The sequence below is a fragment of the Candidatus Didemnitutus sp. genome, assembly GCA_019634575.1.
In the GTDB taxonomy this organism is placed as follows: domain Bacteria; phylum Verrucomicrobiota; class Verrucomicrobiia; order Opitutales; family Opitutaceae; genus Didemnitutus.
The window spans coordinates 660,373-675,675 of sequence record JAHCAY010000002.1 but is presented as its reverse complement, the minus strand read 5'-3'; the positions used below and the strand labels follow the sequence as shown (position 1 = coordinate 675,675).

Here is a 15,303-nt window from a genome sequence, read left to right as displayed (position 1 = left end):
ATGACTTACTCTTACTCCAAACGCCGAATCGCAACCGGAGGGTTCTCGCTCCTGGAAATCGTGCTCGTTCTCTTTGTCATGGGCGTTCTCACGGCCGTCCTGTTGCCCTCCGCGCGGGACATCATCGAACGCACTCAACGCGAGGCCGAGAAACGCTCCCTCGCTGAAATCGCCGAGGTGATCACCCGTTCGTTCGAAGCGACCGACCTGTCGGGACACAACATCGCTGCCTTGCCGGGAACCATCGGGGCGGCGGATTCACCAACCCAGTTTTCGACTTCCACCACGTTGCCGTATGCGACCACCGATGCTTCATCGTGGTTTGCCAAGGTCGCTCGGCTGCGCGGAATCACGCCGTCCATCGGGTTGGCCCCGACCACCGCGGTTCAGCCGGAGATTGCGAAGATCGCAGTCAATGCCAACGGCAACCCTCGTCTGCTGTTCGCGGCCCCGGCCGAGAACGGCCGGCAGAGGTTTCTGCTCATCAGTCTTGCGGGTCGGACCGAACAGCTCGCCTTGCCCGCTTACGAGCCAGGAGCTGCATGGTTCGATGCCATTTGGAATCACGACTGGGAGAGCCGTAGTGCCGGCCTGCCGGCCTACTGGCTTGCTCGCCTGACGGTGGCCCAAGCGGCGGCGTGGACGGCGGGACCCGGTGGCCTGACCCAGACCAGCAGGCTCTGTGTGCGTCGCATTGTCCTGCCGAAGTTCACGCTCACGGTGAACAACAACCATCCGACCGAACAAGCGTTCGTGTCGTTCAACAACACCCCGGCTGCCTTCACGGCACCGGCGAATAGTGGGGCTACTGTCACGCCCGAGATACTCGGCGGACGCCTCATCACCCTCAATCGCGGCGCTGTCTGGCCGGGCGTCGAGTCCCTGCGTTTTCACCTCCGGGAAAACGCATCCGTCACGCTCCAATGAACAGACTCATTCTCATTCTCTTTGTCCTTCTCGGGCTCGGTTTCGCGACCGCCGAAGCCGCACCTTATACCACAGTATTCGTCGTCACCAATCGGACCATCACGATCCCCGCCGGCGGTTACACCGTCAGCTTTCAGGTGGATTGGTTCGGTGACGACTACCCGCAATCCAGCGCACCGGGCCGCATCGAACTACGCGACGCCGGGGGCAATCTCCTCGGCCGCGTTTCCGCGACGCATTACCGCACGGGTGGAGCCAGTGTGAGCGCTACCGTCGGTTCGATCAGCAATGTGTCGTCTTTCATCAACATCTTCGCGGTCGACGGAAGTCCTGCGGACGGTAGTTTGTGGGGCGATTGGAACATCTCCGGGGTTCCGGCGGGGCAATATACGCTCCGGTTTTATGAATACCGCACCGACCGAACTGGAACCTATGCGACCACGGTCTGGACGGAGACATGGTTTCGCGATGGCTGGAGCAACAGTTCGCCGCCAACCATCAGCTGGACGGTGGCACCCGCTTCCGCGGGCCACGGTCAGGGTTACTCGGTTACGGCCCATGGCCACGATGACGATGGCGACCTGACTCAGGTAAACGTCTGGAAAAACGGGCAGCCCTTTGCATTTGCCGGTGGCGGCGACGGTCGCGACCAGGATTCAGGCAACCCCACCAGCGACAACGGCCCGCAGACAGTGGTGTTCACGGCCCAAGCGGTGGATGCCACCGGGGCAACCTCCCCGATGATCACGCACGTCGTGAACATCGGCGCTCCGGCGAATCAGGCGCCCTCGGTTGCGCTGACTGCCCCGGGCAATCAATCGGTTACCCAAGGCACGACGCTTACCCTGAGCAGCCGAGCCACCGACGCCGACGGTAATCTCACCAATCACAACCTCGACATCCAGCGGCCGGCAGGCGACTGGAACTTCCAAGGCGGATTTTCGGCCGGAGAGCCGTTTCAAGGCGGCCCGGTGGGCAGCACGGCCGATTCCACTCGCACGGCGACCTTCACGTTCAGCGACGTGGGCGTCTACACGATCCGTGCGGCGGCGAACGACGGAGGCGGCTGGGTTCATTCGGGCTCGGTGTCGATCACTGTCACCGCTGCACCCCCGGTGAACCGGGCTCCAACGATTAGCTGGATCTCGACGCCAGGGAGCGTCGCGCATCAGGCGAGCTACTCGGTTGCCGCGCGAGGTGAAGATGCGGACGGCAACCTGACTCAGGTGAACGTCTGGAAAAACGGCAGCCCGTTCGCGTTTGGGGGCGGTGGCTCAGGGTATAGCGCTGATTCGGGCAACCCTTCGAACGACTCCGGGCCTCAGGTGGTCACGTTCACCGCGCAGGCGGTCGATGCCAGCGGCGCCGTCTCCGCCGTCATCTCGCAGACGGTCACGGTCGGAAGTGCTCCTCCGACCCAATACACTCTCAGCACTTCCGCCGGTGCCGGTGGCACGGTCTCGGCTGGAGGCGTCTACGCGAATGGCACCGTTGCCTGGGTCACAGCCACCCCCGATTCGATTCATGATTTTTCCGGGTGGAGTGGCGACGCTTCCGGTTCTGCCAATCCCTTCGCGGTCACGATGGATAGGAGCAAGTCGGTGCAAGCCGTCTTTGCCCTCAAATCCTATCCGCTTGTCACTGCCGCCTCCACCGGTGGCTCCGTGACGGCTGGCGGCAACTATCCGCACGGCACGACGGTGACCGTTTCCGCCACGGCCGCACCGAACTTCCGATTCACCGGCTGGGCCGGTGATGCCAGCGGCTCCACGGGCGCTGTCGCGGTGCTCATGACCGGGGCGAGATCCGTTCAGGCACTCTTCGTGCCGAAGTCAGCCCAGGCGATTTCGTTTCCCGTGCTACCAGATCAGAGCCTTGGGGCTGGGCCGGTCACGTTGAACGCCACGGCGACTTCAGGTCTGCCGGTTACTTACGCCGTCGTCAGCGGTCCGGCCACCATCGCAGGCAATCAACTGATGATCACAGGGGCCGGGGCGATTGTCGTGGAGGCCCAGCAACCCGGCGATGGCACCTACCTTCCCGCTCCGGGAGTCAGCCGAACATTCAATGCGGTAGCTGCCGCAACCGTGAAGTATCGGCCGCTTGCCCGGCTGCTCCTGCAAACCGAGGGGACGCAAGGCAGCGCGCCCTACGTCATCGAACGCCCCTGAACCCGTTACATCATGAAATCATCCTTTGCTCTCTATCTCTGCCTCGGCAGCTGCGCGGTCGCCGCCGTGAACCTCGATCAGCCCATCGACCGCTTGCGATTCGATTCGGCTCCGCTGCCAGCGGCGCTGCGATCCCTTGGACGGGCGACGCATACCACCATTCTCATCGAACCTGACGTTAAAGGGGAGGTCACCGTCGAGATCCACGGCGGCACCCTGCGCAACGCGCTGGCCTCGCTTACCGGTCCCACTGGTTACTATTTCGAGGAAGAAGGTGAAGGCGTCGTGGTCCGCCGCCGCAAAACCGTCCTCTACGCCATCGATTACCCGCAATTGTCGCGGTCGGGTTCGGGGAGCGCTTCGATCACGCTCGGCGGCACCGGTGGCGGATCGACCGGGAATGGTAATCAGAACCAGGTCACGTCGGGAATTTCTCAGCTCAATCAGACGAACGGCAGTGCTGCGGATGCCACGCAAGTCTCGATCTCACAGGACAACCCGAACACGTTCTGGACCGGACTGGAGGCGGAGTTGCGCGCGATGCTGCAGGATGGAGAGTCACTCGTCGTTAATCGCTTCAGCGGAGTAGCCCAGGTCACGGCGACGCGCTCCACCCATGAAGCAGTCGGGAACTTCATCTCGATGGTCAATCGGCGGATTTCGCGGCAGGTTGAGATCGAGGCTCGGCTGGTTGAAGTCACGCTGCGGGACGAGCAGAAGCTGGGCGTCGATTGGGAGATGGCCACCGCTGCTGCCGGTGATCTGAGGGTCAGTGCCGGAGCGCCCCTCAATGTCGCCGGGGTCGGTGGCTCGGTTCTCGCTGTTGATACTTTCAGTGCGAATCTGGGTTTTGGTAAGGCCACGGCGGTCATCCAGGCGCTTAAGCAGCAAGGCGAGGTCAGCACCGTTGCTCAGCCCCGGCTCCGCGCCCTGAACAATCAAACCGCCTTTATTAAGGTGGGGGAGGATCGGCCGTTCTTCCGTCTGCAACAGGCAACGACCTACCAGCAGACGGGCACTACCGTCCCCTACAACCAGACGCAGGAGACGTTCTCCATCTCCACGATCACCATCGGCACGATTCTGGCCGTGACGCCGCAGATCGATAACGATGGCGTCATCACCTTGGACATCCTGCCGGCGATCACGCGTCTGCAGGCCATCGTCACCAGTCCTGACGGAAAGCAAACGGCGCCGGTCACGGAGGTGAAACAGGCGTCGACCATTGTCCGCCTACGGGACGGTGAAACCGCCGTCATCGGCGGCCTGATCTCGGAGGACCACGGCCAGACGACCCGCTCTGTGCCGGTTCTCGGCGCGGTGCCCGTCCTGGGCCATGCCTTCCGCACGAAGGCGACACTCAAGAACCGCACGGAACTCGTGATCTTCCTGACCCCGCGGCTCATCCAGTAATGCGCGAACTCCTCCAAAGTCTTCGGGGCCGGCCCGCGCCGGTTCTCCCCAACATCGACTCCACGGGCGAAGCGAGCCGCATGCTTGATGCGATTCTCCGAGCCGCCGCCAACGAGGGGGCCAGCGACATCCATTTCGAACCCAAGGAAGGCGGGCTGCTCGTGCGGTTTCGATTGGATGGCGAAATGCGTGACCACACCACGGTTGCCTTGGCGCAACGGGACGCGCTGCTTTCTCGCGGGAAAATTTACGGGGGTATGGACATCACGGAGCGCCGGCTTCCCCAAGATGGCCGCGCCACGCTCAAGGAGGGAGGACGGCGCTATCATCTGCGGTTGAGCACTGTGCCCACCGTGTATGGCGAAAATCTGGTCGTTCGGCTTCTCGACCAGACGATGCCCGCGCAGTCACTCGATGAGCTGGGCCTCACGTCCGTCCAAGCCCAGGCCATGCGGGATGCGCTGACTGGTCCGGCGGGATTGATTCTGCTGACCGGACCAACGGGTTCGGGAAAGACCACGACGCTGCACGCGGCCCTGCATGCCTTGGACCACCGCGGCCGGGTGATCCACACATTGGAGGACCCGGTCGAATATGAATTCACTGCGATCCGGCAAACCGAGATCCGAGAGAAGATCGGACTGACGTTTGCCGCATCGTTGCGCGCGCTACTGAGGCAGAACCCCGATGTCATGCTGGTCGGCGAGACGCGCGACGCCGAGACGGCTCAACTTGCCATTCGTGGCGCGCTCACCGGGCACCTCGTCCTTTCCACGCTGCACACGAACGATGCCTTGTCGGCGATACCTCGCCTGCGGGACCTCGGCGTGGAGAGTTTTCTGATTGCGGCTTCCCTCCGTCTGGTTGCCGCGCAGCGCTTGGTGCGTCGGCTGTGTCCGGCCTGTCGGCAGACGCATCCGGAGAATGGCCTGCTGCGTGAGCGCCACGCGATGGCGGACGCGATGTTCTACGCACCGACCGGTTGCGCAGCGTGCCACGGCCGAGGATTCCGGGGCCGGCTGGCCGTCCATGAGGTGATCCCGGCGAAGAAGTTCATCCCCTTGATTACCGCCGACGCGCCCTTGGCAGACCTGGTCGCACTCCGCGACCGCGAAGGATTGCCCACCCTGTGGAGCAGCGGCCTGCACGCCGCGGCGGCCGGGCTCACCACCGTCGAGGAGGTCGCACGGGGTCTCTGATTTTCAACGGGCTATGCGGCCGCGGCCCCCAACCAAAACCAACAGCACAATGAAGAATCATCTCAACAAGATCCGCCAATCGAAGGGCTACTCCCTTCTCGAACTCGTCCTCGTCATCGCCATCGTGGCCGTGATGGTCGGGCTGCTCCTGCCGAAAGGCTTCGACGCCCTCCGCACCGCCCGCGTCCAACAGGTCGCCAAGACGGTGGACGCCCTGAAGACGGCCATCGTCGACTATCTCGCGCTCGCCGGTGGCAACGGCAGTCTGCCGCGCACTGAGGGCACGGGCGTGCCCACATCCGGTGCGGCGCTCACCGGCGCCACAGACGCGGCGAAGGGTAATGCCGCCCGGCTCGACACCGTGCTCCTCGCCACCGGCCGCCTTGAACGTCCGCTTTCGCTGCGCATGGGCACCCAGTCCTATGCCTCCGCCGGCAGCGGTAACGAGATCACCTGGAATCAGGCGTCGCTCGCCTTCGTGATGACGCCGGACTCGGTGCCTCAACGCAACTGGTCGGGAGTCACCCGAATCGAGGCACGCACGGCCAATCCCGCGCTCGCGCCATCGGTCGCCCTTGGGGCGAACTTCCGGCTCGACGGCACGTCGAACCTGAACGCGAACAGCGTTGTCGCCTATCTCGTGATTCCGGCATGTCCGGCGCGCGATGCCTATGAACTGGCCGTGACCATGAACGGTGCCCAGCTCGCACCCGTTGAGGGCGCCGCCTGCGACACCGGCGTCGTGGCCTTTGCAGCTCCCGCCAATGGAGTCACCGATGTCTACGTCTACATCACCGCGATCTGAGGCCGCCATCGCCTTGCTCTGGGGCAACCGGTGGTGGATCACCGGTCGCACCGAGCCACTTGGCTTTGGAGCGATCGCCGAAGCTGCCGCGGTCCTTTTGCAGCACTTCGAAGAACACGGTCGGCCCTCCCGGCTGCGCGTGCTCTACCAGCCTGCATTCCTGACCAGCGTCGCGGTGGAGTGCCCCCAGGGGAACCGCGCGACCCTTCAGGCTGCCTTGCAGGAGGAGCACCCGCTGCTGGCCCAGGGCAACTACGCCTGGGGCTATGAGCCGATCTTCGGCGGCAACACCCTGCTGCACTATGAGACCGAACCGTTTCTGCAGCTGCTGGCGGCGGACCTTCGGGCGGGCGGCGTTGTGGTGGAGGGCGCATGGCCGCTGGCCTCCGCCCTTAACTTCGTTCCCACCGACTGGCCCGACACAGGGGCGTTGACGGTCGTTGCGGTGGCTTCCGGCCTTGCGGTGATCTTCCGCCACACGCCGGCGGGCATGCGGGAGGTCCGGTCCGCAAGCGGAGAACCGGCGGCGGAGCTGGTCGCAACCACCGTGCAGCAAGCCTTCGAGCGAGACGATACTGCGCTCTACATCGCGGCATTCGATGAGGCAGGGCAACGCCTCGCCGCCCAGGTCGCTCGACTCGAGCGAGCCGGGCGGACTGATCTTGGCTGGGAAAGCGTGGCCCGTGCCGCCCAAACCCTCTCCCTCAGCCATCCCAACCAGATGCTGCCCCGGGCCTCGCGCCTTGGAGCCAGCCCGCTGGTTACCGGCGTCACAGCAATTGCCTTCGCTTCGTCGGCTTTGCTGGCCGTTCAGATCGGTTTCGACGTGAGGGCAGATCGTCGCGCAGCGGATATTGCAGCGGTAGCTGTGGGCCGGCTGCAATCGGAGGTGGAGGGATTGCGGCGCAACCAAGCGGAGGTCACAAAGCTTGAAACGGAAATCGCCGCAGCCGGACTGCGACGCTCGCACTGCGCGTTGCTGCTGAAGACGCTGAGCCAAGCTCTGCCACGCCAAGTGGTGATGACGTCCATCCGCGCCGATCAGACTGGCTTCACCCTGTCCGGCGGTGTCTCCACCGCCGGACTTTCGGGCGACGACTGGCGCCGATGGATTGATCAGTTCCGAACGCCGGCCCTGCCGTGGAAGCTGGTCGCGGCGGAGCATGCCATGCCCACCGCTGATTTCTCCATCAAGGGGGTTTGGCTATGAAGCTGCTCCACCAAGTTACGAATCAGCGTTGGGGCATTCTCGCCTTCAGTCTGATGCTCGTAGGCGCGATGGTCGCACTCAAGCAGGTGCGTCCTCAGTTCTCAGAGGGTCCCACTGTGGAGTTGGCCAGGCTGGAATCAGAACGAAGCGCCCTTGCGCGTTTCGACAACGCCACGGTGCAGCGCCTCCGAGCGACGGCATCGCAGGTTCAGAGCGGCGACGCCCAAGGTCTGGGAAAACTCCCGCCGGGATGGATCAGCGAATCGGTGCCCGTGGATAGCGGCAGGACGCCGCAGGTTCGGCTGACCCGGAGTGGAGGGCCACCGCCAACTTGGACCGAAGTCCTCCAATTGGTCGAGCGGATCGAGCAACGCACCTCGATTTTTTCCTTGGCCATCCAATCGGCCGGCACCCGCCGACAACGCACCATCGAGCGCGTCGAAATCGTGGTGCAGGAAACTTCGGGAGCCACGCGCCGGCCCGCCGGCGCGCCGCTCCCGGAGGCGTCGGGGCCGGAACCGGTGCGGAAGATCGGGCTCGGCCCTTCGCTCCGCCGTTCCTCCGCCTTCACCGGATGGCTGCGCCGCCCGGTTCCGGCTCCGGACTCGGTCTCCGCTGCATTCCGACCCGACCCTCCGCACTCGGCCGGCGTTCGTTCCAACCTCCGTTCATTTCAATTCAACCCCCTCAGAACATGATCTCCCTCAGCATTCAAATTCCCGAGACCGTGGCGGCCGAATTCTACCAGGCGGCCGACGAACTCAATCAACGACTCGGTGAAATCAACCCGACGTCGGGCAAAGCCAAGCCGGTCATCGACGCGAAGACGCTCATGGCGTTCGCGCTCGCGCGTCACGATGCCGAGGACGTCTGCGCGCAGTTCGACCTCGCGCTCCGCGTTGTGCGCGGCTCGTCCGAGCCGCCGTTCAACCCGGTCCTGAAGTAAGCGACTTTGGCGGTTCGCCGCCACGGTGCCCATCGCCGCCCCGCACCCACCAAGTGGTCGGCACAACTCAACATCACCATGGCTATCAGACCCAAACCCAACGATACGGCGTCACTCCCGCCCGAAAAGGAGTCCCCGTTGCAGTTCCGCAACAACCCCGAAGTCCAGAAGCGGCTCGACGCCTACAAGGTGGCAAACGCCAACGATGCGGCCTACTACACCCGCGTTGTCCAGGAGGCGCCGGGCCGCGCGGTCGACATGCTCCTCTACAAGGACATGCAGCGACACGAAGCCGACATGCGGCTGATCGAGAAGCAGCTGCCCCAGGCGAAAGCGTTCTACGATGCGCAATCGCCCGAGGTGAAGTCCCGCATCGATCAACGGCTCGAAGGCGTCCAGCCCTACTACAAGGACAAGGCCTTCGTCGGCGAAGTGCTCCGCGAGATGAACCGGAAGAACCGGCAGATCCTCACGAGCCCGAAGGCAGGCATGGCGATGGCGGGCGGCTGACATGGGCGTCGATCCCTCCACGCGTCGTCATCTCGACGACCATCTTGGTCAGGCGGAGTTTGCCCTGAAGGTTGCGGCAAACTTCGAGTGCCTCCGAGGCACACCCGCGCACGAGGCCGTGCGCGCGGCCCTGGCCGAGGTGGCGACGGCGCGGACATGGGTCGGCACACGACTCCACATCACCCAGCCGTTCGCCGGGCCGGTTGTTCCGGCCTATGCATCTGTGGCGGAACGTCGGCGAATCGTGCACCGGCGAATGGCCGGCATGAAGCCATGAGTCCCGAGGGTGAGGACGCCGTGTCCACATTACGCGGCATGGCGCGCGGTCATCCCGGCGCGTCATCGGGCGAGCGCGCTGCGTGGGAGATCATGAAGAACCTGACCGATGGACGACCGCTCGACTTCAGCGATTGCTTCGTCCGGCTCGACGGCACCGGCAAGCGCGCCGTGGTCATGCTGCTGGTGGATCTCGCCACCGGGAAAACGGGCCTGAGTGACCTGCGTTGAATGAAGTGAGGCTACTTCCGCTCGTGGGCCTGATTTTGTCACGCCCGCCAAGGTAGTCCGCGCTGCGCGCGGCTCCACCTTTCCCTCCTGCGGCCTTCCCCCTCGCGAGGAGCGCGGCGCTCCTCGCTCGGCGGCCTCGTCGGTGGCTGGGCGTGCCTGCAAGGCCCAGCGCGCGGAGCGCGCCACGAGAACCGGGCATGCCGCCCGGCCGGGGCGCATCCGGCGCCCTGCATCATGAAACAAGTCATGTTGGACCTGGGCCTGGAAACGACGACGGCGGTGCGAGAAATCGCCTGCGGTGAGCAGCCACAACAGAGGATGGACACATTCGGGGTCGCTGCCCTCAGCGACACGGAGCTAATCGCCTTGATGCTTCAAGGCGGGGCCGCCACCCGCGAAATCATCGACTGCGCATCACGGCTGGTCGCCGAGGCGGGTTCACTCCAAGGGATCACAACCTGGCAACCGGTGGACTTCGAGCGCCATCAAGGCATCGGCCGGGTGAAGGCGCGACAACTGGCCGCCCTCATCGAGATTGCCCGACGGATGATCCGTCCCGCCTCCACCGAGCAACCGGTATTGAACCGTCCCGAACTGATCGCGCACCACATGATGCCCTTCGTTCAAGGACTGGAGATCGAGAAATTCTGGGTGATGTGCCTGAACCGAAAGAACCGGCTAAAGAAGTTAGTCGAGGTAACCTCTGGCACGGCGACCAGTTGCTTGGCGCACCCGCGTGAGGTGTTCCGCGCGGCGATCAGGGAAGGCGCAGTCGCGGTGGTGTGCGTCCACAATCATCCGTCCGGCGACCCGGCGCCGTCGGCGGCCGACGTTCAGGTGACCCGCCAACTGAGGGAGGGGGCGAAGGCGGTGGATATTGAGTTCCTCGACCACGTCATCGTGGGGCGAGCCGCGACTGATCCGCAGGGACGGGGTTACTATTCGTTCCGGGAGGCTGGCGTAATCTAGCCAGACCTCGCCACGCTTGCGGGCAGCTACTTAAATCTCGCAAACTGGTTTTAAGTAGACTTAAACATCGCCCCGTGAACCCCCTCGGCGAATCTATCCGTGTCTTGATGAATCGCCGTGCGCTAAATGGAGCGCAACTCGCTCAAGAGATAGGACTTAGCCAAACTTCGGTCAGCAGGATACTTACAGGACATTCCAAGCCCAAACAGGTAACCCTGACGCGCTTAATGAAGCGCCTGTGCGTAGGTGCAGATGAAGAGCAAATGTTGCTTCGAGCTTTCACTGGGACTGCTGCGCCTGCGCGTGAAGAGCCCGTCGACAACGATGCCCAGAATGCGGCGGAAGAGCGGGAGCGCGTGGAGCGATGGCTAGAGGCGCGCACCCAAGCCATCATCTTTAAGCAGGCAGTGGCGCACGAACTCGGTAAACGCGCAATTCCCTACACGCAGGACGTCTGCAAGGGCATTGCATCGGTCGACTTCCTCATCGAGGCCGGAGGCAAACATCTGGTCTTGGAATGTAAGTTTAATGTCAGTCGAGACTTCGACAAAAGCCTGGGAATTGCGAAACTCCTGCTTGATTCGTTTGCCTGCGAGACGGTCCTGGTGGTGGTGCCATTTTCTGGAACCTTCGCGGACGCGGCCAGGGCGTTGGCACCGGCTGTTCGTGTAGTGACGGTCGCTGAGGCAATCGAATACGCAGCTTCTTTCCGTCAGGAAAACGCAGGAGTGCAAACATGACCACGCCTGATCTCAGCCGCTTCTCGGAAATCATCGGTCAGGCTTCTAGTAGCCGACACAAGCTCGTCTTAATCATCGGGGAATCGGGTGCAGGAAAGACCGGGCTACTGTCGTCACTCTCATCGAAGCACTCCCTCCCCCTGCTTAACCTCGGGCCTCAGCTCGGAACCAGACTGTTATCGGTTCCCCTCCGCAAGCGCCCGCTCGCGATTGAGGCGACGGTGCAGGAATTCATCGGACCGGGGCAGAGTGGTGTCTGTATCGACAATACCGATATTCTATTTAGCCCCGCCCTGCGCTGCGACCCGATCCGCCTCGCCTATAGCGTCAGTCAAAATAGGGTCGTCCTATACGCGCTCAACGGCCGCCTCGAAGGCCGGCGGTTCGTGCGTGGCTACCCTGATCACCCAGAATATTTTTCGGAGGAAATCCCGGCTATCCCCACGGTCTTTTTGGAGCGTGGCGCACCAACCTTCTACAATTCCTGATGAACTACCAAGACCTCGTCCAATTTCATCCCATTGAATCCGTCATTCAGCTGCGCGATGCCAACAAGAGCGCCGCGGCGCAGGACTTGGTCTCGACGTATGTCATTTCGGACCCAATGGCGCAGCGTCTCGTTGACCTGGTCATTCCGCAGCTTCAGTTCGACTCCCCTCAGGACAACAAAGGGCTTCTGATCGTCGGCAACTATGGCACGGGTAAGTCTCACTTGATGTCCGTGGTGTCGGCGCTGGCCGAAAACGCGTCCTTGGCCCCGCTGATTTCCCACCCCAAGGTCCGTGACTCCGCGAAATCCATCGCGGGTAGGTTCAAGGTCATCCGTATCGAAATCGGCGCCGTGATGATGCCTTTGCGCGACATCATCACCACCTCGATCGAGGAAGAGTTCGCCGAATGGGGAACGCCCTATCGTTTCCCTGCCGCAGACAAGGTGAAGGAAAACAAGACGGCGCTGGAAGATATGATGGCCGCCTTCCACAGGAAGTTCCCGGATCAAGGTCTCCTGTTGGTGGTCGATGAACTGCTCGACTATCTGCGGTCGCGAAAAGATCAGGCGCTCATTCTCGATCTCGGCTTCCTCCGCGAGGTGGGAGAAGTCTGCAAGGACATCCGGCTGCGCTTCGTTGCGGGTGTCCAGGAAGCAATCTTCGACAGCCAGCGGTTCGCCCATGTCGCTGATAGCCTCGGCCGGGTGAAGGACCGCTTCCAGCAGGTCAAAATCGTCACCACGGACGTGAAGTTCGTGGTTTCGAACCGCCTCCTCAAAAAGACGGACAAGCAATTGGCCGAGGTTCGTGCCTACTTGGAGCCCTACGCCAAGTTTTACGGCGGTATGTCCGAACGCTTGGATGAGTTCTGCGCCCTTTTTCCGATCCATCCGGACTACGTGGATACGTTCCAGCGCATCCCGATTGTCGAGAAGCGCGGTGTCCTGCAAATCATTTCACAAGCCATCAAGGGACTCATGGGGCAACCGGTGCCGAATGATCGCCCGGGTATTCTCGCCTACGATAGCTATTGGGATGCGATCACAGACAATGCCGCCCACCGCGCGAACCCGGATGTTAAGGCTATCATGGAGTGCAGCGGGACGCTTGAGACCAAGATTCAGAGCGCGTTCCCCAAGAAAACCTACAAGCCGATGGCCCTACGCATCGTGCGGGGACTTTCCGTGCACAGGCTCACGACCGGTGACATTCACTCGTCACTCGGCCTGACCCCGGAGGAAATGCGTGACCACCTCTGCCTCTACCATTCCGGCGCAGCAGAACTCGGCGGCGAGCCGGCCGAGGATTTGCTCACCGTTGTCGAAACGACGCTGCGCGAGATTCACAAAACGGTCAGCGGTCAGTTCATCTCATCGAATCCGGACAATCGGCAGTGGTTCCTCGATCTGAAAAAGACCGACGACTACGACGCTCTCGTCGAGAAGCGGGCTGAGACGCTGGATAACGGGACCCTAGACCGGTTCTACTACGATGCGCTGCGGCAGGTCTTGGAATGCACCGACGTTCCGACGCACGTCACGGGTTACCAAATCTGGCAGCACGAGATCGAATGGCGTGAGCATAAGGCCGGCCGTTTGGGTTACCTCTTTTTTGGTGCACCCAACGAGCGATCCACCGCCGTTCCGACTCGGGACTTCTACCTCTACTTTATCCAGCCGTTTGATCCGCCGAAGTATTCTGACGAAAAGCGTGCGGATGAGGTTTTCTTCCGCCTCGACGACAAGCAGCCGGAGTTTATCAACGCGCTGCGTCTCTATGCCGGCGCACTAGACCTCGCTTCGATTGCCTCGGGCGTCAAAAAACAGGTCTATGAAAAGAAGGCGACGGAGTATCTTCTGCGTCTCACCAAATGGCTGCGGGAACATCTCCTGACGGCGATCTCGGTAACCTATCAGGGGAATCGCAAGAAGCTCACCAGTGCGCTGCAGGGGGCTACGTGCAGCAGTCACGCGAGGAGATGGAGGTGCTCTTCACCTTCCTCGCCGAGCGCTAGGAGAAGAAGACCGTGGTCATCACCTCGAACCTGGTCTTCAGCCAGTGGGACCAAATCTTCAAGGACCCGATGACCACGATGGCGGCAATCGACCGACTCGTGCATCACGCCACGATCCTCGAATTTAACGGCGACAGCCACCGCTCACAGGCCGCCAAGACCAAGAGCAAATCGTGAACCGCGTGGGGGCAGCCTGGTAACCTATTACGTGAGGCAACAGCTCACCCTGTTGCCTCACCCGATATGTTACCCAAATGAGGGGCGTTGCCTCACCAAAGAATGTTACCGCCGGGCTGAAGTCCTAAACCAAGAGGTGGAGGAAGGGGCCTGATCGCACCACACTTACGTGTGGCGCTGGCCCCTTGCCTCCACACCTCCATCCCCGGCCGCACATCCGCCAACGACAATCAAACGACATGTCGAAGTCTGATTGTCGTCGCTGTCGAAAACAGATCGTCGTTGACCATATCTCCCGAATACCTTGTCGATCTCATGCTGCTTTCGCTCGCGCCCTTTGGTTTAGCTTCAACCCCTTGCTCCCGCGGGCCTACTGCCCTGGATTGCTCTCGGTCTTCCGCTACACGCCCGGGCACTTGCTGAGGTGAAATGTGAGCGGACGTCCACGTCGGTCCAACCACGCTCATCTACCGTGTTTTCGGTAGACGCTAGTTCTTGATCAATGGACGCCACCTCCGTCGCCAAAAGATGGATGTCGCGAACATGGAGGACTGCCCGGGGCCGCGATTGTGTCTATGCCCGTCAAGCTCCTCCTCGCTTCGCTGCGGTCCAGCTTGACGGGCAGAACGGAGAGCGGCTGTGCCGGGCAGTCGAGGTGTGGCTACACTATTTTGCAAGGTCGCGGGATGCGAGGGATTGTGCTCGAAAAGCACTAGAATTAGTCCGCTACTTGAGAAAAGATCAACACGCGCGCCTTTCGAAAAGCTGCTCTATAGCCGCTTTCACTGAAGCGAAACTGTCTCGTTGAGCATACTTATCGAAGCCCGTCTTGCGGATTCCTCTTTTTTGCTCATGGCGGTTGAAATCACAAAGCGCAATTGCCTTCAGGCTAGATTGTTGATCGCGCACGCGCTGCAATAGGCTTCTCTCAATATGGTCAGGATCATCGACGTCTGCGATCAAGATGTCGAACCTCTGAAACTGCGCAATTTCAATGGCTTCCTGAGCGGATCGGGCAACTTGGATTTCGAAACCCAGCTGACGGAGCCGTGTCCCGAAATTATCTCCAGCAGAACCTTGAGCGTGCAGAAGAAGAATATAGCGGGGCATCTTATATTCCGACTGGCACCCTTGCCAAAGGGACGCTTCGCATCATGGCTGAATAAACTAACGAAAGTCTCTGCTTTGCCAATTCTGAATTCCTAGGGTGTTTCTCCATCTTTT

15 protein-coding genes and 1 pseudogene are annotated in these 15,303 nt (G+C 61.9%); 15 read left to right on the top strand and 1 reads right to left on the bottom strand.

Translation table 11 applies throughout. The annotated features are described in order from the left end of the window. The 15 genes and pseudogenes from KF715_17940 (at nt 1) to KF715_17870 (ending at nt 14,079) form a co-directional block, all read left to right on the top strand. The gene (locus KF715_17940; protein MBX3738581.1) at nt 1-927 is read left to right on the top strand and encodes a type II secretion system protein; all 927 of its coding nucleotides are present in this window, start codon (nt 1-3) and stop codon (nt 925-927) included. Further along, nucleotides 924-3,098 carry a hypothetical protein gene (locus KF715_17935; GenBank protein ID MBX3738580.1) on the top strand — a complete coding sequence of 725 codons (2,175 nt, stop codon included), beginning with the start codon at nt 924-926 and terminating at the stop codon, nt 3,096-3,098. Before KF715_17940 ends, KF715_17935 begins: the two co-directional genes overlap by 4 nt. A gap of 12 nt (nt 3,099-3,110) precedes the next feature. Further along, the gene (locus KF715_17930; protein MBX3738579.1) at nt 3,111-4,511 is read left to right on the top strand and encodes a secretin N-terminal domain-containing protein; all 1,401 of its coding nucleotides are present in this window, start codon (nt 3,111-3,113) and stop codon (nt 4,509-4,511) included. Beyond that, complete coding sequence (locus KF715_17925) at nt 4,511-5,710, top strand: type II/IV secretion system protein (GenBank protein ID MBX3738578.1); 1,200 nt, start codon at nt 4,511-4,513, stop codon at nt 5,708-5,710. Before KF715_17930 ends, KF715_17925 begins: the two co-directional genes overlap by 1 nt. A gap of 49 nt (nt 5,711-5,759) precedes the next feature. Then, on the top strand, nt 5,760-6,515 hold the full coding sequence (locus KF715_17920) for a prepilin-type N-terminal cleavage/methylation domain-containing protein (GenBank protein ID MBX3738577.1): 756 nt from the start codon (nt 5,760-5,762) through the stop codon (nt 6,513-6,515). Between the two features lie 13 nt (nt 6,516-6,528). Beyond that, a complete protein-coding gene (locus KF715_17915; protein ID MBX3738576.1) occupies nt 6,529-7,725 on the top strand; it encodes a hypothetical protein in 1,197 nt (398 codons plus the stop codon). Further along, nucleotides 7,722-8,423, top strand: a complete 702-nt coding sequence (locus tag KF715_17910; protein ID MBX3738575.1) for a hypothetical protein — start codon at nt 7,722-7,724, stop codon at nt 8,421-8,423. Before KF715_17915 ends, KF715_17910 begins: the two co-directional genes overlap by 4 nt. After that, nucleotides 8,420-8,671 (top strand): hypothetical protein, encoded by a 252-nt coding sequence (locus KF715_17905; protein ID MBX3738574.1) that lies wholly within the window; start codon nt 8,420-8,422, stop codon nt 8,669-8,671. The genes KF715_17910 and KF715_17905 overlap by 4 nt, the downstream gene beginning before the upstream one ends. 78 nt (nt 8,672-8,749) lie before the next feature. Beyond that, nucleotides 8,750-9,181: a hypothetical protein gene (locus tag KF715_17900; GenBank protein MBX3738573.1), complete on the top strand. Its 432-nt coding sequence runs from the start codon at nt 8,750-8,752 to the stop codon at nt 9,179-9,181. Between the two features lies 1 nt (nt 9,182). Then, nucleotides 9,183-9,458, top strand: a complete 276-nt coding sequence (locus KF715_17895) for a hypothetical protein (GenBank protein MBX3738572.1) — start codon at nt 9,183-9,185, stop codon at nt 9,456-9,458. Further along, nucleotides 9,455-9,688 (top strand): hypothetical protein, encoded by a 234-nt coding sequence (locus KF715_17890; protein MBX3738571.1) that lies wholly within the window; start codon nt 9,455-9,457, stop codon nt 9,686-9,688. The genes KF715_17895 and KF715_17890 overlap by 4 nt, the downstream gene beginning before the upstream one ends. Nucleotides 9,689-9,922: 234 nt before the next feature. Next, a complete protein-coding gene (gene radC / locus KF715_17885) occupies nt 9,923-10,657 on the top strand; it encodes a DNA repair protein RadC (protein ID MBX3738570.1) in 735 nt (244 codons plus the stop codon). Between the two features lie 74 nt (nt 10,658-10,731). Then, nucleotides 10,732-11,397 carry a helix-turn-helix transcriptional regulator gene (locus KF715_17880; GenBank protein MBX3738569.1) on the top strand — a complete coding sequence of 222 codons (666 nt, stop codon included), beginning with the start codon at nt 10,732-10,734 and terminating at the stop codon, nt 11,395-11,397. Continuing rightward, nucleotides 11,394-11,885, top strand: a complete 492-nt coding sequence (brxF, locus tag KF715_17875) for a BREX-3 system P-loop-containing protein BrxF (GenBank protein ID MBX3738568.1) — start codon at nt 11,394-11,396, stop codon at nt 11,883-11,885. Before KF715_17880 ends, brxF begins: the two co-directional genes overlap by 4 nt. Before the next feature lie 1,954 nt (nt 11,886-13,839). Then, nucleotides 13,840-14,079 (top strand): annotated as a pseudogene (locus KF715_17870) (ATP-binding protein). Between the two features lie 741 nt (nt 14,080-14,820). Here the strand turns inward: KF715_17870 and KF715_17865 are convergent. Further along, nucleotides 14,821-15,189, bottom strand: a complete 369-nt coding sequence (locus KF715_17865) for a hypothetical protein (protein MBX3738567.1) — start codon at nt 15,187-15,189, stop codon at nt 14,821-14,823. Nucleotides 15,190-15,303: the final 114 nt, after the last annotated feature.